Annotated in this window: 12 protein-coding genes and 1 pseudogene; 8 read left to right on the top strand and 5 right to left on the bottom strand. The window is 33.8% G+C overall.

All coding sequences use genetic code 11. From position 1 onward, the window contains the following. Positions 1-300 precede the first annotated feature (300 nt). The 3 genes from mreD to F6K18_RS12475 form a co-directional block, all read right to left on the bottom strand. Positions 301-810, bottom strand: coding sequence for a rod shape-determining protein MreD (mreD, locus tag F6K18_RS12465; protein WP_287521169.1), 510 nt, complete (start codon positions 808-810; stop codon positions 301-303). A gap of 927 nt (positions 811-1,737) precedes the next feature. Next, a complete protein-coding gene (gene mreC / locus F6K18_RS12470; protein WP_287521171.1) occupies positions 1,738-2,493 on the bottom strand; it encodes a rod shape-determining protein MreC in 756 nt (251 codons plus the stop codon). A 651-nt stretch (positions 2,494-3,144) separates the two neighbouring features. Continuing rightward, positions 3,145-4,146 (bottom strand): rod shape-determining protein, encoded by a 1,002-nt coding sequence (locus tag F6K18_RS12475; protein WP_287521281.1) that lies wholly within the window; start codon positions 4,144-4,146, stop codon positions 3,145-3,147. Between the two features lie 502 nt (positions 4,147-4,648). Here F6K18_RS12475 and F6K18_RS12480 point away from each other — a divergent pair. Next, positions 4,649-4,996, top strand: coding sequence for a single-stranded DNA-binding protein (locus tag F6K18_RS12480; protein WP_287521173.1), 348 nt, complete (start codon positions 4,649-4,651; stop codon positions 4,994-4,996). Positions 4,997-5,038: 42 nt separating this feature from the next. On the opposite strand, the pseudogene F6K18_RS37300 reads toward F6K18_RS12480, so the two are convergent. Then, positions 5,039-5,423: pseudogene (locus F6K18_RS37300) on the bottom strand (transposase); the annotation flags it as partial. A 614-nt stretch (positions 5,424-6,037) separates the two neighbouring features. Here F6K18_RS37300 and F6K18_RS12485 point away from each other — a divergent pair. The 5 genes from F6K18_RS12485 (at position 6,038) to F6K18_RS12505 (ending at position 12,378) form a co-directional block, all read left to right on the top strand. Then, entirely contained in the window at positions 6,038-7,345 is a 1,308-nt protein-coding gene (locus F6K18_RS12485) for a TldD/PmbA family protein (protein WP_287521174.1), read from the top strand. A gap of 2 nt (positions 7,346-7,347) precedes the next feature. Beyond that, complete coding sequence (locus F6K18_RS12490) at positions 7,348-8,094, top strand: DUF3153 domain-containing protein (protein ID WP_287521176.1); 747 nt, start codon at positions 7,348-7,350, stop codon at positions 8,092-8,094. Between the two features lie 491 nt (positions 8,095-8,585). Continuing rightward, complete coding sequence (locus F6K18_RS12495) at positions 8,586-8,933, top strand: LapA family protein (protein ID WP_287521178.1); 348 nt, start codon at positions 8,586-8,588, stop codon at positions 8,931-8,933. A gap of 835 nt (positions 8,934-9,768) precedes the next feature. After that, positions 9,769-10,572 carry a segregation/condensation protein A gene (locus F6K18_RS12500; protein ID WP_287521180.1) on the top strand — a complete coding sequence of 268 codons (804 nt, stop codon included), beginning with the start codon at positions 9,769-9,771 and terminating at the stop codon, positions 10,570-10,572. Between the two features lie 648 nt (positions 10,573-11,220). Further along, entirely contained in the window at positions 11,221-12,378 is a 1,158-nt protein-coding gene (locus tag F6K18_RS12505) for a sugar phosphate nucleotidyltransferase (protein ID WP_124145001.1), read from the top strand. A 1,271-nt stretch (positions 12,379-13,649) separates the two neighbouring features. On the opposite strand, the gene speA is transcribed toward F6K18_RS12505, so the two are convergent. Then, the gene (speA, locus tag F6K18_RS12510; RefSeq protein ID WP_287521181.1) at positions 13,650-15,719 is read right to left on the bottom strand and encodes a biosynthetic arginine decarboxylase; all 2,070 of its coding nucleotides are present in this window, start codon (positions 15,717-15,719) and stop codon (positions 13,650-13,652) included. A 200-nt stretch (positions 15,720-15,919) separates the two neighbouring features. Here speA and F6K18_RS12515 point away from each other — a divergent pair, with 200 nt between their 5' ends. Both F6K18_RS12515 and ndk read left to right on the top strand, forming a co-directional pair. Then, a complete protein-coding gene (locus F6K18_RS12515; RefSeq protein WP_287273581.1) occupies positions 15,920-16,123 on the top strand; it encodes a zinc ribbon domain-containing protein in 204 nt (67 codons plus the stop codon). A 207-nt stretch (positions 16,124-16,330) separates the two neighbouring features. Beyond that, positions 16,331-16,780: a nucleoside-diphosphate kinase gene (gene ndk, locus F6K18_RS12520; RefSeq protein ID WP_124145004.1), complete on the top strand. Its 450-nt coding sequence runs from the start codon at positions 16,331-16,333 to the stop codon at positions 16,778-16,780. Positions 16,781-17,446: the final 666 nt, after the last annotated feature.

The raw sequence follows: 17,446 nt of genomic DNA on the forward strand, positions 1-17,446 counted from the left end.
AATATATAGTTTATTTCAATTTCAAACCTAGTACTTAGTCATCTGAAACCCACATTCCGCACTTCAATTTGTAACATGAAAATTAGTATAAAATCCTGAGGTTGCTTAAGTATTTATACTATATAAATTATCTTCATTTACCTTGATCAGGAGTCAAATTCTCAGTTAAATATTAAGCATAAATACTTACTGAATTGTTGATTCCGATTGACGACTATAATTGTTTTCTTACTTTTGACTTTTGAATTTTGAATTTTGACTTATATTTTCATGCTACATTTTGTGGTGCGGAATGTGGGCTTAAAGTTTCCACAATTGACTGAGAGGAAAATAAATAACAGGAGCCCAAAGACTACTAATAACAGCAGAACCCAAAGCAACTTGCTTGTGGTAAACCCAAATTTCTCCAAAGGTTTGATTGCCGATTAATCCTAACTGAATTGCCATGAAAGTTTCTGCAATAATTGCCAGAATAAATGTTACTAAAGCTATGAAAATAAAATCTTCTTGAATAAAGCGTTGCTTCTGTAAAAACACTATGACAAATCCTGCAAAAACTAAAGGAATAACATGAGTGGGATAGGGAGCTGTGATGCCATCTTGAATTAATCCTAAAACTAAGCCAGCGACTAAAGCTTCTATAGTTGAACTCTGGCTACTCCAAGCAACTACCCAAATTAATAACCAGTTAGGTCCTATGCCAAAAATCTCCATTCCTGGAATACGGGTGAACAATAATAGTGCACAAACTAGTGCAGAAGCAATAGTGATTAATGATTTTAAAATAGCTTGCTGAGATATATTAGACATCTGAATTAAGAAAATAAATTTAATAATTTGAAAGTTGTTGAGGATAAGTTAATTCTTCAATTTTTAACCAGGAGAAAATTTTTAGGCTCTTGGTAATTTATACTATTTTTTTTTGCTACAAAAAACATCTATAGAGTTTCTCAAATTACTGAGGTAAAGTTGTTTTTCTTCTTTTGATTTTCTTTTCCCGAACTATACCAATTTGGAAAAAGAATGTTACGAATAATCAGGGCAGTTAAAAGACTTTAAAAGAGATGCCCCTTGGACTAAAAAGATAAATTACAACCTAATAAATAGTATCAAAGCTATTCATTCTGTACGTCGCCAATCCGACGGCTTCCCTACCTGACTCGGTCTTCGGTCCTCCTAAGAAATAACTTAGTTATTTGTAGCAAATATTTATCAAATTGGTATTACTCAGACCTACGGACGTTGCATGCAACGTCTCCACCTAAAACAAACGAATGCGCGTACCTCACGCTTCTTGGGAATTACTATATAGAGTTTTTTCCAAGTCAATGATAATTTTCATTTGTCTTAGGTAAAAGATAATTAGGTAAAAAGAGTCTTTGTAACAGAAGAATTGCCATTATTGAAAATTAATAAAAATGGGAAATAAAATAACTGTGAGCAGAATGAGACTGATTTCCTAATAATTTTAGGTCGTGCAAATTATTAATATTTTTGCATGATTTTAATTATGGCAGTCTTAAATGAATTGTCAAAAATTGGAAAGCCTTACCCCTATTCCCTAATTCCCAGATATTTTCTGCAAAATTAAAGTATGACTGGTATATATACTGTCTCTGTTGAATAAAAAAATTGACCAATCAAAAGCTTTTAATTTTTATTAAATACATCCAATAACCAAATAACTCAAGAAAGACAACTAAAGAAAAATTAAAAAGTCGATCATTGATAGTTGAATTACTTTTCTGTTTCACTTTGTTTATTTTGATAAACAGTCACCCATTCCAAAGTATATAGTGGTGCTGATAATTTAACCTTCGCTTGTGGAGCAGGAGTATTATTCAAATTAATAGATTCAACTTTTCCGATAGCCAAACCTGCCGGGAATAATTGACTATAAGCAGAAGTAGATACAAAATCACCAACCTTAACATCAGGAAGATCGTTAAAAAATTCTAAGACAACTGTATCATTACCCTGACCCTTCATAAAACCCATCTGACGACTGCGAATAATTCCTGCGCCAACTTTACTGGTAGAGTCACTTACTAATAATACCTGGCTAGTATGGGGTGTAACGCTAGTTATTCTACCTACTATACCACCAGTTCCCATCACAATAAAATCTTTTTGAATACCATCTTTACTACCTCTTCCTAGAGTTACTTTTTGCCACCAATAGTCTGCACTTCTACCCACTACAGGAGCTACTATTCCTTTTGTTTTTTTAGTTTTTGTATAATTAAAAAGTTGCTTGAGAGTATTATTTTGTTTCTCTAATTCTTGTAATTGAATTTCTAGTTCTTCTATACGAGCATTCACTAATACTTCTTGTTGAACAGGACTAGGTTGAAATGGTAAACTCAGCCAATTATAAATTTCAAAAAGTAAAGAACCTTGAGTTTGTCTAACCCAAAAAGCTGCACTTACTGCTAAAATTAATAATGCAGCTTTTCTGATGATTTTTAAGCTTCGACGACGCAATGTTTGCATTGGTAAAACCTGAAAATTTGCTACTACTTTAAACTTTATTACTACTAATTTATATTCAAAACAGAAACTTCTGTATAAGGAGTCAGAATTCAGAAGTCAGGATCAATGGGAATTATAGAGGAGGTAGTTGGAAATTGTCCCCTGATTTTTCTGCCCTACTCTTGCCCAAAATGCTAACATTCATGAGCTTCTAAGCAACCGAAAGCCTTGTAGCTTTTTTCACTCCAAAAAGGCACTTGCCTTTATCTGTCAATGCTTTGATAGTTAATCAGCAAGCCCTAACTAGCTAATATTTGATTATTGAAATCGCAATTAACCATGAGTTATTAGTAATTAATCTTCTTACTGAATTTCGAGATTTACTAATTTACTAATTTACTAATTTACTAATTTACTAATTTACTAATTTTAAAAATACAGAGTTTTAGAGAAATTAGGAAAAATGGGTCAGTGATTAAACTTGTATCTCACAGTTCTCAAAAGTTCTGTAAAATAATATATCTATAGGTTCTGATCATCAGAACGCTTTTCAATAGGTACTCAAATATAGCAGTACTCACAAAAGTTAGGAATTATAAATCAAGACAAAACTAGGAAATACAAATAATTAACCTTCTACCCCCTATAATTTGGCTACAAAATAACTGAATTTTAGCGCATCTGTCCACTAAAAACCCTTTCCAGTTGTTTAAAATTCTCCAAGACACGACCAGTACCCAAGACTACGCAGGAAAGTGGGTCTGCTGCAATATGAGTGACAATTCCAGTTTCATGGCTAATTAAAGTATCTATCCCATTTAATAAAGCACCACCACCAGCTAGCATAATACCTCTATCTATAATATCTGCTGCTAGTTCAGGAGGAGTACGTTCCAAAGTCCGCTTAACTGCCTCTACAATTATTGATAGAGGTTCTGCCATACTTTCTCTAGTCTCAGCAGATTTGACAGTAACAGTTCTGGGCAAACCTGATAATAAATGTAAACCCCTAACTTCCATCGTTGCCTCATTGTCATCCTGAGTCGGATAAGCTGAACCCAATTTCATCTTGATATCTTCAGCAGTTCGCTCGCCTATTACCAAGCTATGGACTTTTTTCATATACTGAGTAATAGCATCATTCAATTCATCTCCAGCTACACGGACAGATTCACTAAGAACTGTACCTTGTAAACTAAGAACAGCAACTTCTGTAGTCCCCCCACCAATATCCACAATCATATTACCTGTGGGTTCAGCCATAGGCAACCCTGCGCCAATAGCAGCAGCAACTGGTTCATCAATTAATCGTACCTCTCTAGCACCAGCATGAGCTGCAGCTTCCATTACAGCTCTTCTTTCTACACCAGTTACTCCGCTCGGAATGCCAATTACAATTCTTGGAGATACCAAGGTTTTTCCTTCATGAACTTTTCTAATAAAATGCTTTAGCATTAATTCTGCTATATCAAAATCAGCAATGACTCCATCCCGTAAAGGTCTGACCGCAATTACATTTGCTGGAGTTCGCCCCAGCATCCTTTTCGCTTCTTCCCCTACTGCTATAGAAGTTTTTTGCTCCTGGTCAATAGCTACCACAGATGGTTCTTGAAGAACAATACCTTTACCAGATACATATACAAGGGTATTTGCAGTACCCAAGTCAATTCCCATGTCCCGAGACAAAGAAAAGCGATTTATCCAACCCACTGACTTTTGACCCCCAAAATTCAATCTTAAGTTTGTGTAATAATTTATCAATAAATATAGCTGAGGCACTCTATTCTGTTTTTAACCCTCTGTCTATCAGGACTATAGAACCTCCGATCGTATCTTTGTCGGCGATTCAGTTTTTTTGCCAGGAGTCAGGAGTCAGTCCTCAGGAGTCAGGAGGTAGAGGGAAGGTATAAGGGAAAAAGGTTGAAAAATACTCCCCAGATCCCTATCTCTGCATCTCCCTATCTCTGCATCTCCCCATCTTTTTTTAAATAGATCTCAAATGGGTTCTATACAAGAATCGATGTAAGCAAATTTAACTGTCCCTGATTTTATAGTGCTACATGATAAGGACAGAATCCGGAGGATGTGTTAGATTTGAGCGATAGTTGAATAATTAGTCCTCTTGATATATTCTGGTAGATAATCAGACTGGAATTTAATTACTGATATATATTATATGAGTCTAAATATTGTTACTTTGGTTGGTAGGGCAGGTGGAGACCCTAATGTTAAATATTTTGAGTCTGGTAGTATGGTTTGCAATTTAACTTTGGCTGTAAATCGTCGTTCTAGTAAGAATGACCAACCAGACTGGTTTAATTTAGAAATGTGGGGCAAAACGGCGGAAATTGCTGCTGACTATGTTCGTAAAGGTAAATTGATAGGGATAAAAGGTTCCTTGAAATTTGAATATTGGCAAGATCGTAACACGGGAGCAAGTCGTTCTAAACCTGTCATTAGAGTAGATCAACTAGAATTATTAGGTTCTAAACGTGACGATGCACAAAGTTACGATGAATTTTAATTTTATAAGTTCTTGAGTCAGGAGTAGGGGAGTATTTAATAATTAATAATTAAGTGCATAAGCAAAATTAATTACATATTCCTTTCCTAAATTATCAAGCACTTTTTTGAGATATTGAAGTAAGCTATTCCAGTTTTCGGGTATCCTCTACTTCAATTCACTTATATTTGATAAATTTCCATAATATTTCTATTATGTTATGTTTTGGTGAATAGGTAGGCAAGAATTCTATTCTTCTAATTTATTCAGTATGCGATCGCTTGTATGAATTGAAGCTTTGTCTATAATTACTACGGTTTTTTTTGGGCAAGTTATGACTAAATTTATCCAAAAAATTTATCACAACTTCACTATTAATATACCCCTTGACTATTTCGTAACATAATTCGTTTTTACGATTCATTAATCCTAAGACATTCACTTGTTTACTATTACACTTTTACCTAAATTTTGTGGGTATGCGCCTCCCCTTTTAAGGGGATAATAAAGAAAAATTTTCATTATTAGTCAATCCTCTTCTTTTCAAGGAGAGGTAATTATTCATTATTCATTATTCATTGTTGAAAAGTTATTGTTTTCCCTTTTTCTGGCCATCCATATAGAACTCCGTTCCGCTTTCCTAGGTCATGCTTCACAAACGCGATAGAACTCCGTTCCGCTACGCGATAAAACTACGTTACGCTAGCGCGAACGCACTCCCACTCACTTATTTTTATTATCTTTATTATTCATTTTAATAAGCACCTACGCAGAGCGAATCACTTATTTCAAAAATACACCAAAATTTCCTTCAAATCAATGCTGATGTATTCCTTACATATCAATGCTTTTGATAAATGGCCAAAAGAAGCGCGTTCGTACCCTTTTTACCCCTATTTTTCCCCCTAAATAGCTCATTTAAACTTTTTTTAGAAAATTCAGTTTAAATTCCAAATATATTTGACAAAAAACATAAGCTTAACTAATATCATTTTTTTTTTACCGAATAATTATCCATTATCCATTATTTCCCCCTACTCCCCTACTCCGCAGATGTCTATTATGAGTGAGTCTACTCTAGAGCAAATTCTTAAATTAGCTACTCAGAAAGCTGAAGCTGTAGAAATTTATTATTTGTCTACTCAGGAAACACCAATAAAATTTGAAAATAATCGTTTAAAGTCTCTACAAACTAAGGCTCAACAAGGAGTAGCTCTCAGATTAATTTATCAAGGTAGATTAGGTTTTGCTAGTTCTACAGATTTGACGAGAATTGAGGATTTAGTTGAGGGAGCAATTCAAACAGCAAAAGTTAGCGATATTGCACAATTTCAATTTGCTTCTTCATACAATTTTAATTACCCAAAATTAGAGTTTAATTTACCTCAAGTTAATGAATTAATTGCTTCTGGTGAAGAAATTATTGAAAAGATTCATAATTATAACCCCGATATTCTAGTCAATATAGACTTTAATATTCGGAACAAAAATATTAAAATTTTGACTAATACTGATGTTTACGCTCAAAGGTTTAATCAGTTAGTTAATGTTAATATTTCCGGTAACTTAGTTCGGAATGAAGACTTTCTGCAAATATCTGCTTCAGATGTAATAAGCGAGGAACCCTTAGATATCAATAAACTACTAGAAAAGTTAATCCAAAAATATCAATGGGCAGAAAATTCAGCTAAGATTACTACTGGCAATTTTCCCGTATTTTTTACTCCCACAGCAGTAGGAAAGACGATCGCTAGATTATTTAAAACTGTTTTATCTGGACAGCTTGTGGTACAAAAAGCTTCCCCTCTTACCAATAAAGTTGGAGAAACTATCTTCGATCCTCGTTTTACTCTCTTTGAAGACCCAAATATACTCCCTTATGCTTGTCCCTTTGATGACGAAGGTATCCCAACTACGGTCAAGACTTTTATAGAAGCAGGCACTTTAAAAAGTTTCTATTGGGACCAACAATGGGCTGCTCGTGCTGGACGTAAGTCCACTGGGAATGGTTTCCGAGATGGACTATCTCAACCAACTCCTAGTTTAGTAAATTTGAGTATTAATCCTGGCCAAGCTTCTCCAAGAGAATTGATTAGTAATATAAAAGAAGGTCTAATTATAGACCAGGTATTAGGAGCTGGTCAATCTAATCAATTAGCAGGAGAATTTTCTGTCAATTTAGATTTAGGTTATAAGGTAGAAAAAGGTGAAATAACGGGTAGAGTTAAGAATACAATGGTGGCAGGTAATATTTTTGAAGCATTTCAAAATTTGGTAGATATAGGCAATTTTCCTGAGTTAGTTGGCAATAGTTATTATTTGCCATGTATTGTATTTCAAAATTTAGGTGTAGCAACAAGGGAGGCTTAGATATGAAAGTCCTTAAAGTTATTTTGATTAGTTTTTTAGCAGTTTTACTATTGAATGGATGTGTTCAATATGAAGTTGGAATAAATTTTGAGAGCCAAAACCATGGTGAAATTGTGCAACATATTAAACTAGCAGATGAGTTAAATAATTTCAGCGGGAAAATAGTTTCTGAATGGTTAAGAAGTATAGAAACTAGAGTTGATAAATTACGAGGAAAAACTAAAAAAATATCTTCTCAAGAAATTTTTGTTACGATTCCTTTTAATAATGGTGCTGACTTGGAAGACAAATTTAATCAATTTTTTAAACCTATAGATGCACAAGAATCTAATAATTATGCTGCCGATATTACAGCAGATTTACCTAAATTTGAATCTCAGATAGAAGTAAGTCAGAATAATTTATTTTTAGTACTGCGGAATAAATTGAGCATTAATTTAGATTTGCAATTATCTACATCTAATAGCAAAGTTATAGTTAATCCAGATGAGTTATTAGATTTAGAGTTTCAGTTAACTACGCCTTGGGGTTTTAACAACATTCAAGCAAATGAAAATGATGCAATAACTTATCTAAACGAGCGACAAATTGTCTGGAAATTAAATCCAGGAGAATCAAATTCATTAGATGTAGTCTTTTGGATTCCTAGTCCCATAGGAATAGGTACAATCTTAATTGGTTTATTTGTTTATTTAGGTATAGCTTTAAAATATCAAGTACTGCCCGCTTTAGGAATTATTAAAAAATAGATTAATCAATATTGATTTTTATACTATATAATATTGCCTAAAATTTGAGTATTAAAAAATTAAGCTACTGCATCAAAATTATAAAGTATATGTAAGCATTTCCTGCGGAATGCGCAAACAACTATTAGCAGTCAGCTAGCTTACTAGGTCGGAACTACATTAACAGCAATTAATAACAAATAATTACTTCTAAGGTTTGGGAAGGATACTTTGACAGTAACTTTTTATTCTTTCTCAATTTCAAGGGTTGCTTTTACCGAAAATTCCTGGTCTAAAGCCTCCCTTTTAAGGGGATAAAAAAAGATAATATTCCTGATATCAAGCCTCCTTATTGGAGAGGTACTGATAACTGAAATGACCATCCCCAAAATTAATAGCTGATAGCTAATAGCTGACAGCTGTTTGCTGACAAATATATTGTTGTCAATCTATGACTTTATCTGGTATAAATTAAGTATCGGTAATTATCAAAATAAATCAAAACAAAAATAATGAGACTGATTAACTTTTTGCTAATTTTTTTAATTTGTTTAGCGTTGGTTATATTCAGTTTACAGAATAACCAATTAACTACAATCAAACTTATTCAAGGCGTTGAATTCCAAGCTCCATTATCTGTAGAACTTGTAATTGCCACAGGGTTAGGAGCTATTTTCGCATGGCTATTTAGCTTGTGGTCAAGAATGCAACGTACCATCACAACTTTTGGAGAAATTCGTAGCAGAAATAAACGTATTAAAGAATTAGAAAAAGATATGCAACGCTATCAAGAAGAACAGATTCAAAGAGCTAGTTTACCTGCTGCAGAAACTTTATCTGACACAGAGAAATCTACTTAAGCATAAGCTTCTAATTGCAGAAGGCAGAAGGCAGAAGGCAGAGGTTCAATAATGGATAATTGATAATGGATAATTGATAATTACCTCTCCCTAAAAGGAAGAGGATTGAATCAAAGGAAAATATTTTCTTGTTTCTCCTTTAAAGGAGAGGCTTTAAACCTTAATTATTCGGTAAAATTACATGGGGATAGTCTTCGACACGCCACTTCGTGTCTACAAACCCCAAGCAATTTTAATCACCGCAAGTGACGGTGGAGTATTAAACTTGCAAAAGAAAAGATAAAAAACTTAATTAGTTAAAGTAGCAAAAATATAGCTTGAGATTGATTGAAATGTTATTCCATTGAATATTTATATTGAAATCATACTGTAAGCATTCAGCTATTAGCAGTCAGCTATCAGCAAACCCTAATTATTCATTACTTCTAAGATTTAGGGAGGGGACTTTAACAGTAACTTTACTTCTAAGATTTAGGGAGGGAACTTTAACAGTAACTTTTATTCTGTCTCAATTTCTCAATTATTTTTACCTTCCCCAAAATTAATAGCTGATAGCTGATGGCTGATGGCTGACGGCTGAATGCTTACATAATACTAATGCAGGATGGCGGAAATAACTGACCAGTTACAAAATCCTAAAACAATTACAAATCAATACTTTTGACTTTTTAATTTTGACTTCCGCGTAGCGGCACTAACTTTTGCCATCTTCAAATTAGTTACTCTCAATAGTCCTGCGCTGACTAGAAAGTGCGAGTTCTTAGGTTAACAAATTTACAAATTAATCTGAGAATTATTTATATTTTATATTAAAGTATAGGAAAAAACTACAGACATGACAGTTGGAGTTCCTCAAGTTTCAGAAACAGTTTCAGAAGGAATTGCTTTACTCACAAACTTAGCAGAAAAGGGAGAAATTAATCCTTGGGATGTTCAAGTAATTGACGTAATAGACCGCTACTTAAGTAAACTAACTCCTGAATCAAATATTTCTGCAAGTGATGACTTTACAAATTTGTCTCAGTCAGGCCAAGCATTTTTATACGCATCTATTTTAGTATGGCTAAAAGCAGATCACTTAGCTAATTCAGAATCATCTGAAACAAATTCAGAGATATCTGAAGAAGTCCAAATTCCAGAAGCAGAAACTTTTGAAACACCAAAAATACCACTGAAATTAGAACAACAATTGCGTCGTCGTGCTGTTGCTCCTTCTCAGCGCAAACGTCGAGTCACCCTTCAAGAATTAATCGAGCAGTTACAACTGATCAAATCTACTATAGAAGATAGAAAAGTACGTCCCCGTATTCGCAAAACTAGCTCAAAAGCAAGAGAGCAAGCAGCTAGAGCAATTGCAGAATTAGCCCACCAGGAAAATTTAGTAGATACAGCTAGTGACTTAGAAAAGTTCCTTCTAGAAAAATCATCACAGAGCAGTGAAGGTTGCTTTGAATTCGATCGCCTTTTGGAATTGTGGTCTTCAGTATTACAGTCTAAAGCTGAAAATGAGCAGACTCATGTCCAAATTAACTCTGACCGAGTAGGTGTATTTTGGGCATTACTACTCCTTTCTGCTCAATCTAAAGTTGAATTATCCCAAGAAGAATTTTATCAAGATATTAGAATCCGTACTATTTAATCCACTTCCGAGGGGCGATCGGTTTTAGAGAAGAATATTTAATGCCTTCTTTCCTAAAACTCAAAATTTGGAACTTTAATTTATATCTGAATAAAACTCTTATTTATTAACTTTTCTCTGAAAAAAAAGCGTAGTATAATGATGTACACTTAAAATCTCTATCTTTAAAAGAAGTAAGAAGTAGGAAAGAAGTTGACAGCATATAGTTGTGGTTAGTCCATAACGATATTTAATCTAATTTAAAAAGTTGGAGATTGACCCCCTTGCTCTCCTAAGCTTCTACCTAAGGATCAGGTTACACGGTGTCAAAAATATTACTCAACCTTCTTCTTTTTTCCCTCTTTCTTACTTCCTCCTAGTTAAATTAAAACCATCAAGCTGAAAATTAGAAAACATCCAAGGAAAATTATTTCTCCGGTATTTATTTATATATCAGCGAGAAAAATGTGTCCATTAGTTCAATGTTTAGCCAAAGATAAATAAAATATTGGTAGATAAAAATTTATCGATCTACCTTTAAATAGGGAAAGTGAAAAATTCTCATTTTGCTCTTCTCTCTGTTAATCTGAGATTTTAACGGAGTGAATTGTGTTAATTGAAAACACAGATATAAGTATTTTTGATATTTCAAAGGTGGAGGAAACTTAAATGAAGGCCATGATTCTGGCAGCCGGTAAAGGAACTCGTGTTCGTCCAATTACTTATCGCATTCCTAAACCAATGATTCCTATTCTGCAAAAACCAGTAATGGAATTTTTGGTAGAGTTGCTTCGTCAACATGGTGTTAACCAAATTATGGTCAATGTTAGCCATTTAGCAAAGGAAATAGAGGATTATTTTCGTGATGGTCAAAAGTTTGGGGTAGATATTGCTTATTCTTTTGAAGGACGAATTGAGGATGGAAACTTGATTGGGGAGGCACTGGGTTCTGCTGGTGGTATGAGGCGAATTCAAGACTTTTATCCTTACTTTGATGATACTTTTATAGTTCTTTGTGGTGATGCTTTGATAGATTTGGATTTGACCGCAGCACTCAAGTGGCACAAAGAAAAAGGATCTATGGCTACCGTGATTATGAAATCTATTCCTCGCGAACAGGTTTCTAGTTATGGTGTTGTAGTGACAGATGAAACAGGGCGAATTCAATCTTTTCAGGAGAAGCCAAAAGTTGAAGAAGCTCTTAGTACCGATATTAATACTGGTATTTATATTTTTGAGCCAGAAGTGCTTGATTATATTCCGTCTGGTGTTGAATTTGATATTGGTAGTCAGTTATTTCCCAAGTTGGTGGAGATAGGAGCGCCGTTTTATGGTGTGGCAATGGATTTTGAATGGGTGGATATTGGAAAAGTTCCAGACTACTGGCGAGCAATTAATGATGTACTTATGGGGCAAGTCAAAAATGTTTCTATTCCAGGTAAGGAGGTATTTCCAGGAATTTATACAGGCTTAAATGTAGCGGTTAACTGGGATAAGGTGGATATCCAAGGGCCTGTATATATCGGTGGTATGACCAGAATTGAAGATGGAGCAAAAATTGTTGGGCCGAGCATGATTGGTCCGAATTGCTGGATTTGTAGTGGAGCTACTGTTAATAGCAGTGTAATTTTTGAGTATTCTCGCTTAGGCCCAGGAATTCGTTTGATTGATAAGTTAGTATTTGGTCGCTATTGTGTGGATAAGACTGGAGCATCTATTGATGTTCAAGCTGCTGCTCTTGATTGGCTAATTACTGATACTCGTCATCCTGATCCTCCTCAAGAACATATAGATATTAAGGATTTTTTGCAAGAAAATGGTGGTTAATTTCTAATGAAGAAGGAAGGGTTGATAATTTTTTTGACTGTGTGTTACCTCTTCTATAGATGAGAATTCTAGGAAACAAGAGTTGTTCACTTATTGAGTTTAAATTTTAGAAATTAGCAGAATATAGTTTATATCCACAATAGTATATGAGCAATATTTTCCTGGCTGTACAGCCGCTGTTTGCGGAGTATTGTATCAGTAAAGTCACTACTGGATTATTCAGAAAGAAGTGGCAATTTCTAATAGATTCAAACTGTGAAAACAATAAAAAACCTAATTCTCAGAAGTTTTTAGGGGAGATAATAACAAGCTAAACGGTTTAGCTACTGTTTGTTATTGTCAAGAAAAATAAGTAAATTGCTTCATTCAACTTTCTAAAGTTTATAACATAAGTAAGAAGTAAGAATGAAGAAGGAAGAAGGCCTTTAGTTATCTAGGCGATTAGTTATCTAGGAGAGGACTGAAGTTGAAAAAATCAGGCATTGTCTGAGTTTTAAGGTTTTGATATGTCTTAACCTTTCTTTCGACTGCTATATTTCAATTGCTGCCCTTTGCACGACTAATTGGGGTTTGAGGAACGAGTCAGGAGTAAGGAGGAACGGGGAATTTAGAGGAGGTAGTCGGATATATTTATCCCTTTATTTTTTTTGCCATAGTTAGCCCAAAATCCTAACTTTTTGCTCGCTCAAGCTTAAAAAATTGCACTTTGTTTCGCTCTAAAAAGGCTAAAACCTTTATCTATAAATGCTTTGAGATTTAATCAGCAATCCTTAATTGGTACAGTAAAAGAGTAAAAGTATTGAGTAAATAATAAGATTTCATTTTTATCTTTGCTTATTGCTTTGAGCATTTTACCTAATCGTTCTACAAAGTTCTATATATTAGTTTCTGAGTAGTATAATTCCTAAAGTTAGTATGGGCAAAAGGTATTTTACTCCTACTATATTAACTCTTATTACTAAATACTGAATTATATCAATGCTAGGGGATTTGATATTAGTTCGTAGAGTTTAAGTTGAAGGAAGAGGGAAAGAGGTTGATTAACTTTTTTTTGACTTTTGAATTCTGTGAAGTAATTGTCTGAAATTTACTCTTAATATCATGTCCGTTTAATAGCGCTCAGGAAAAACTTTTTTCTTCTCTTCCTTATTCTTCCCTCCTGACTCATGACTCCTTCATCTTTATTTATAAGTATTTAACCGGACATAATATAACTTCTTCCTTCTTGCTTTTTAATTCCTTTTAGTAGTCTTTCCGATCCAAATCATCCCTTAGATTAGATAAGTGTAACTGCTGAGACTATTCTCATAATTTTGCAGCAGCATTCGCGACTCTTTAATAGTAATTTTTTCTTCTTGTAAAGCTTGCTCAGTTTGACGACGAATACTTTCTACTAAACCATCAGAATTATACTGAACATAATTTAATACTTCTGTCATTGTGTCACCTTTAACAACGTGTTCGATTTTGTAACCTGAAGGGGTTAATTTAATATGCAAAACATTAACATCACCAAATAGGTTATGTAGATTACCCATTATTTCTTGATAAGCACCTCCAAGAAACATTGCTAGATAGTAAGGTTTAAAATTAGAAGCAATTTCTTTTGGGGAATTTTCTAGTTTTTGACTGGCGAATTCTTGAGAAGATTTATCGCTAACTTGAGTTTGAAGAGGATGTAATTCTAATAATGACTTGACATCTCGTAAATCAATAAATTGCTCAATTTTTCCATCACTATCGCAGGTAAGGTCAGCTAATATAGCTCTTTCTGTAGGTTCTTCATCTAACCTATGAATAGGCATAATTGGAAATAATTGATTAATCGCCCAACTATCAGGAGCAGATTGAAAAACAGAAAGATTAATGTAATAAATAGATGCCATAATTTTTTCTAGTTCTTCTAAATCATCTGGAATATATTCAGAACCTTTTAATATCTCTTGAATTTTCCGAAAACATCCCCAATACAGTTGTTCTACTTTGGCGCGATCGCTAATACTAAGATATCCAAAGTTAAATAGACTTATAGATTCTTCTTTGAATTGAATTGCGTCGTGATATGCTTCCTGGTAATTATTTTTGTTAATAGATTGATAAGTTTCGTAGAGGTTTTGTAGAATTAAATGCTCGTCTTTTCCCACAATTTCAGGTTCTTCTTTTGGAACTTGACTAACTCCTAAAACATCAAAAATAAGAATTGATTGATGAGATGCAACAGCTCTGCCACTTTCACTTACTAATATTGGAGGTAATATATTTTTCTCTTCACAAGCTTCTTTAACTTCTGCCACAATATCATTAGCATAGTTCTGCATATCATAGTTTTTGGAAGCATAAAACTTACTTTTTGAACCATCATAATCAACAGCTAAACCACCACCTACATCTAAGTATTTCATATTAGCTCCTAGTTGAGCTAATTCTACATAAATTTGACTTGCTTCTCTAATAGCATCTTTAATTACACTAATTGAAGAAATTTGAGAACCAATATGAAAATGTAAGAGCTGCAAAGAATCTAAAATATCTGCATTTTTAAACTGATTAACAACTTGAATTATTTCTGGAATACCAAGACCAAATTTAGCGCGATCGCCTGTAGTTCCTGCCCAACGACCGATACCTTTAGTGCTGAGTTTTACTCTAACTCCTACTACTGGTTTAATATTCAGTTTTCGACTAGCTTCTATTACTAACTGTACTTCTTCTACCTGTTCAATCACAATTATTGGTGTTTTTCCTAATCTTTGAGCTAGCATTGCTGTCTCAATATATTCTCGGTCTTTATAACCATTACAAATTATTAGTGCATCTGTCGTATTCAAGGTAGCTATAGCAATTAATAATTCTGGTTTTGAACCTGCCTCTAAACCAAACTTATGAGGCTTACCAAATTTAACTATTTCCTCTACTAATTGACGATTTTGATTACATTTTACTGGAAATACACCACGATAAATATTTTTATATTTATAACGAGCGATCGCCTTAGAAAAACAAGCATTTAAGCGCTCAATTCTATCTTCAAGGATATCGGAAAATCTAATAATTAAAGGCAATCCTATATTTCTTTGTTTAATAGATTCAATCAGTTCAAATAGGTCTATTGAACCTCCTAGATCGCCTTTAGGAGAAACTGTAATATGACCAGCAGAATTAATTGAGAAATAGGGATTACCCCATCCTTCAATTCTATATAATTTCTCACTATCTTCAATAGTCCATACTTTTTTTTGTTGAGAGTTTATCCGCTCGATTTCTGTTTTAGAAGTATTAGTTAATGATGTGTTATTTGAAATATCAGAAGTATTTTGATTTATAGTTGACTGTAAATCCATGATGTGTTTTACTTTTAATATACTAAGATTGCAATAATTGTAACTTAATTATTGGTAAGTTCGGATAATTAAGCATTAGCGCTAGATGTAGTAGGCAAAAACTATAGCACTATAGTACAGGTAGTGTTTACTCTCATACTAACCCATTGGAGACCTATTTAAAAAGAGATGGGGATATAGAGAGTATTTTTCAACAACGATTGACAACCAAAATCGTAAGCTATGGTGGGACAGTAGTGCTAGCTGACCAGTGGTTTCAATCATCCAAAACTTGTCATAGTTGTGGTCGTATTAATCAAGAATTAAAGTTAAAAGACCGCACCGGGGAATTGTCCTCACTGTGGAATGAGAATAGACCGCGACTTGAATGCTGCACTGTTGTTATCTCAGTATGGGGAAATTAATCAATTTAATAGGGTAGGCTGTACCCGAATTTACGCTTGTGAACTGGAAGAGGGTGGCCTCCCAGGTTGAAGCAAGAAGCAAACATCTTTGACTGGCATTACCAGGTTTTACCGAGTTTTGCCGGAATTGTGTAGGTATTGTACAGCAGAGCGTCAAATCAGGTTAATCTGTATTGTGTATTCAGAAAATTTTTGAGGAGTATCAGTTTGGAACGCACCTTCATAGCTATTAAACCCGATGGTGTCCAAAGAGGACTTGTAGGCCAAATTATCAGTCGCTTTGAAACAAAAGGTTTTACCCTAGTTGGTCTAAAAATTATGAGTGTAAGTAAGGAACTAGCTGAAAAACACTATGAAGTTCATAAAGAAAGACCATTTTTTCCAAGCTTAATACAATTTATTACATCTGGCCCTGTAGTAGCAATGGTTTGGGAAGGTGAAGGGGTTGTGGCATCTGCGAGAAAAATTATTGGGGCAACTAATCCTTTGAGTGCTGAACCTGGTACAATTCGTGGTGATTATGGAATTAGTGTTGGCCGTAATCTAATACATGGTTCTGATGCGATTGAGACTGCTCAAACTGAAATTAGTCTTTGGTTTAAAGAGGAAGAGTTAGTATCATGGCAGCCAACTTTAACTCCTTGGATTGTTGAATAATATAGAGAAATAGAGAAAATTTTTCTTGTCTCATATATATGTCTATGAGTTAGCTCCCTAATTTAGAGAGCTAACTATTTTAATACCATATTTAAATCTCAATGAATTTTAACTTGATCTGTTAAATTTAGCAGGAGTATTTGTTTGAAAAATCCCTATCTTGTATAAATATACCAACACTTAAAAGATCAATTATTCACTATTCTGAAGAAACTATTATTTGCTTAATAACTCTCACTAATATAGCGACTTTAAATAGGCTTTGAATAAACGTTAGTCTGAGAAAATATATCTAAGTAGCCAAGCAAAATTCATTGTATATTTGATGTTCAGGTTAAATAAGAAGGAAAAATTATTTTTATATCTACTACTCAAGCACACAAATATATTCTCTCGTTTCTACAAATGTTAAATTAATTTTGCACAGGTACTTAGAGCTGATTTGTAAACTGAGCTGAAATCCCTTTCTAGCATGGGTTTTTCAAAATTTATGACCTTGGGGTTTAGATAGTGTCAAACTCTTACACTGTAAAGTATTTATCTTCTTAATATTTACTTGATAAATCAGCTCTTACAGCACAAGTAAATGAGATATACTTCTTAAATTTGATCAACCCCCAGCATTTTAAAACTGGTTTACAAATTATTGTTACTGTACCTCATCAA

The sequence above is a fragment of the Okeania sp. SIO2C2 genome (assembly GCF_010692625.1).
GTDB classification, from domain to species: Bacteria; Cyanobacteriota; Cyanobacteriia; order Cyanobacteriales; family Microcoleaceae; genus Okeania; species Okeania hirsuta.